Origin of the sequence: Candidatus Endomicrobiellum pyrsonymphae (assembly GCF_020328025.1) — a bacterium.
Taxonomy (GTDB): domain Bacteria; phylum Elusimicrobiota; class Endomicrobiia; order Endomicrobiales; family Endomicrobiaceae; genus Endomicrobiellum; species Endomicrobiellum pyrsonymphae.
Genome location: NZ_JAIXMZ010000096.1, coordinates 1 through 3,672, shown reverse-complemented (window position 1 = coordinate 3,672; position 3,672 = coordinate 1). Strand labels below are relative to the sequence as shown.

General features: G+C 31.4%; 3 protein-coding genes and 1 pseudogene. All 4 read right to left on the bottom strand.

The genetic code is table 11. The annotated features are described in order from the left end of the window. Positions 1–246: pseudogene (locus LE180_RS06525) on the bottom strand (CRISPR-associated protein Cas4); the annotation flags it as partial. A gap of 5 nt (positions 247–251) precedes the next feature. Beyond that, on the bottom strand, positions 252–1,124 hold the full coding sequence (cas7c, locus tag LE180_RS06520; RefSeq protein WP_374134646.1) for a type I-C CRISPR-associated protein Cas7/Csd2: 873 nt from the start codon (positions 1,122–1,124) through the stop codon (positions 252–254). Positions 1,125–1,127: 3 nt separating this feature from the next. After that, entirely contained in the window at positions 1,128–3,113 is a 1,986-nt protein-coding gene (locus tag LE180_RS06515) for a type I-C CRISPR-associated protein Cas8c/Csd1 (protein ID WP_374134645.1), read from the bottom strand. Beyond that, positions 3,113–3,672: type I-C CRISPR-associated protein Cas5c (cas5c, locus tag LE180_RS06510; protein ID WP_374134644.1), on the bottom strand; the 560-nt coding region annotated here is incomplete at its 5' end. The genes LE180_RS06515 and cas5c, both read right to left, overlap by 1 nt.

Below are 3,672 nucleotides of genomic sequence, written 5' to 3'. Positions count from 1 at the left end.
TTCCACAACATCGCCTTTACCTATTAAACCAAGATTATAAGATTTAATATAAATATCCCGTTCGATAATTATGCCTTTTTTACGCTCAATTTTTTCTGTATGAACTTTGTCGTGCATGACAGTTCCTCTTGCCGTAAAGAAATTATCTGCCCACTGTTGTTCGATAAAAAGCAAAGCGCATCTGCGTTTGCAATAAGACAGCTGATATAATCCTCTTATATGAAGCAAATCGTCTTCACAATACACATTATTTACCAACCTTGAATTATTTCTGCTTTTAAACCGTCTATTGATTCCACAGCCCCCTTTTTTAAAGCTTCTTCATTTTTTATATTACCATTATTTTTGTCAATTTCAACTGAACTGTGAACTTTTGCTGAAGAGTATTGTCCAGATGATGAATTATGCTCAAACCAAATAACTTTTAATATTTTCATACTCCCTTCTGGGCGCGCTGAAGAAGCGTCATTTTCAAAAAGTTTGGGCATGATTTCTTTTATCGCATTTGCATCTTCATCACTAAAACCTGTTCTTTCTGCTAACTGAGGATTCATTGCGCCATAAAAAACATATATAGCTTGTTTTATACGATGTTTCATTCCCATTGTATCCGAGCCTTTGCCTGCTTTCTCATTACTAACACTTTTTGTTATTTGAAGGCTGACTGGTTCAATACTATCAAGACTAAATGCCGACCGTATAGAAACAGGTCCTCTTATACCTATCGATGTATCTCCCCAAGCAATTACTTGACCAAATGCACGAACATCAAACCAATCTTTACAAGCTTTTTTTACATAGTTATTTTTTTCATTTTCTGTTTTTTGATCTTTTACTTTTGCTGGAGTTTCTCCGCTTTTCGCTTCGAGCCTATCCTTTATACAGAAATACTCATCGCCTTTGGCTTTATAATCGCTTGATTGAACAAGGATAGGTTGTTTTGCCTCCATTAATCTATTCCTTATTTTTCTTTTAATACACACATCGGTTACTTCACCTATATCATCGCTTCCAATCCTTGGTATATTTTCATTTAGAGGGTCGCCATTAGGATTTGCATTTTTTACTTCAAATATAACCACAAAATCAATTTTTTTACTTAATACCTGGGTTTTGTTTTCCATTCGTTATTCTCCTTTGGATGCCTTATCATTTTTTTTGCTATTCTGGATATTCCCTTTATTACATTTTCTCAACTCACACATCTGACAAGAATACGCTAACTGATACACGCCAGCTAATTTATTATCGTTTTTATAATCTTCTTCACTTATAAATTTATTTTCGATTTCAATTCTCAACGTATCTATTACTCTCTCGAGTCCCGGATTATTTTTCTTCAATCTAGGCATGTACGCTTCGTTATATCTAAGCCATAAAAATTGCCAAGTAGAATATGGCTTCAAAGTAAATTGCCTCATATATCTTTTGGCATTGGTGATTCTAATACTATTGTCTTTATCATCATCACCTCCTTCATCTTTAACGAGTTTATAGAGCAAAGCGGGATAGTTATAAATACCATTGTCTTTATCATCATCACCTCCTTCATCCCCTTCATCATTTTTTAAGTTCGTCTTTTTTGATTTTTGTTGTTCCAACAATGACTTTTCTTCTGCATAATCTACTATCGCTAACAAACGACCATAGAGATAATCTCTTGTATCATTTTCTTCCTTAAGCATTAAATAATCCCCCTCTTTTTTATTTTTATCATATAAATTATTGCCTTTATATATTGAACAAGCAATTCCTAAGATTGTTTTCCATTGATAATCATTTAAGGCAACGGGGTTTGAAGCTTTTTCAACAAAATGCTTTTCTATATATTTAGGGATATTTTTATCTTCTAGAACACTTGGCATTAAATCTCTTATCAATTTCTTCTTTATTTTCTGTTCGTTTTTTTCAACCAAATATTTATCTTTTTTATAAAAATATACATCAGCTATCGTAGCTATTGATGGAGGTCCATAAAAATACTGATATTCTTCCCTTTGATTATCCTTATTTTTTATTTTTAAAAAGTGCTGCCAATAATATTTTTTATGCCAATTTTTTATGTTTTCTAGATATTGAGAACCCAAAAGTTCTTTATAATAAGTTATACCAGCTCTGCCTGTGTCTAGACTTGCATTATCCATCTCTAAAAGCACAATATTTTCATTTTGTAATCGCTTAAAATCTATACTATAACCCTTTATGCTTTTAACAAAATCTTTTCCGAAAACTTTCCCTATATTCCCATATTTAGCATTGATGGTAAAAGCAACAATTCTTTGAGAATGATTATGATAAACATTATGATAAGCTTGTTTTCTTTCCGTTGCAACAAGCCATTTTAGCGTATTATGAGCTTTTTGACTCACTTCAAAACCAATATTCAAGGCTTCATTTTGTTTTACAAATCTACCATTAAAAATAAAATTTTTATCATCGTTAGATGATATAAGTTTAGCTTTTCCATTAACTTGCGGATGATCATTTGCACAAATAGTATTATCTCCCGTTATATAACATGTGCCATTTTTTAATTTTGCTTTTCTAAACTCTATCCAAGATTCTATAATTGACTTATCTTCCCAAGTTTCATGATTTTTATCCGTCTCAACAATCCATCTGATAAAGGCATCTTCTTGTTTTTTAACATTTTGAAAGATTTTATACTTATCAGTTATATCTTTTTTATTTTTAGGTTTTTCAATAAATTTACCGTCTCCGCTTAACCATAAAATTCCTCTTTTTTCCAAATCCGGGATCAATGTATCCCTTTGAACATAATTACTGATTATGTTCAATTTTTCATTGCTTTTATTAAAGCTTTTATTAAAATCAATCCATTCTTTTAGCTTTTGTCTATACGAATCCTTTTTAAAATTTTCTATTTTAACCGCAAGAGGATACAGGCAATTATTAATCTCATCCGTCGTAGGAATTATGGTATCCTTCTTATATATGATCTGAGCATCAACCATCTCGGCTTTTTCATTTAATGTTATCTCAATATTACAATCTTTATGAGTATGTCCTATAGGAGCAATTTCATATTCACCTGATTCGGATGCTGTAACACAATTTTCATAAGTCTCATATAATCGTTGAAACCAACTCATTATTTTGCCTCCGTATTTCCAAGCATATTTTCACACTCACTATTAACATTTAAAATATTACTATCCAAAATATACTGACCTGCCTGCTCTAACGGTTTAACAGTTATTTCTTTTATATTGTTGCCTTTATCATTAAAATCAATTATTCCTTTTTTCATATTAGCATTTAACCAAATTTTCGTTATTAATTCATTTTTCCCTGTTTCACTTTCACTGGGATAATCAAAATTACGAAACATAGAACCGAAAGACAACAAATTATTATTATCATAATCACCATCACCTTCTCCAAATTTACAAGGTTCAACATATCCTTGACATTCACGAGTTCCAAGAAAAATATCTCTTCTGCCACCATTTTCAAGCGAACGATTTGCTATTGCAAAATGTTTCCCATCGTCCTGATCTTTTTCAAGCTCAAACATATTTTCATTCCATTTAAAATGCGCTTGCACTTGATATTCGACATCTCGCAAATAAGTATAATAGTATAATCCGACTAATCCCTGTTTCTTGTCTTTGGGAGGGCGATACTTTAAAGTTCTCACACCTTTAGCTT